This is a genomic window from Acinetobacter sp. NigerLNRRAM0016, assembly GCF_054112845.1.
On record NZ_JBSYVT010000118.1, the window covers coordinates 1 to 539 of the forward strand.

The following is a 539-nucleotide window of genomic DNA, read 5'->3' on the forward strand; positions in this document are numbered from 1 at the left end:
GCACGTATTTGCAAGGTTTCAGCATCGATGCCAATATGAAGCTTACGCCATTGGCGACGATATTCAGGTCCATGTTTCTTACGTTTCCACTCACCTTCACCTAGAAACTTTAAGCCAGTTGAGTCGACGAGTAGATGTAGCCCATCACTACTTTTTTGATAGCTAATCGCAATATCAATATGTTTTTGTCTTCGACAAAGCGTACTGTAATCTGGTGCGGTCCAATTTAATCCACAAAGTTTAATCAGACTTTGAACAAAACCCGTGACCATGCGTAAAGAGAGTCTAAATAAAGATTTGATCATTAAACAGCATTGAATAGCCGTATCGGAGTAAGTTTGATTTCGACCTTGCTTGTTTTGTGGTTGTGCATACCACTGAGTGTTTGGATCAAACCAAATGGAAATGTTGCCCCGATTAATGAGAGCGCGATTATAGGAAGACCAGTTGGTTGTACGATAAGTTTTAGGAGTAGGTTTATTCATTTTGAAATTATAGGACTGAATAAACCTTATAGGCTAGGTTTGTGCAACAAAGCC

Annotated in this window: 1 pseudogene; it reads right to left on the reverse strand. The window is 39.5% G+C overall.

Features of this window, described 5'->3' with window-relative positions:
• Nucleotides 1–485, reverse strand: a pseudogene (locus ACWQ4X_RS19785) (IS5-like element ISAha2 family transposase); the annotation flags it as partial.
• Nucleotides 486–539 lie beyond the last annotated feature (54 nt).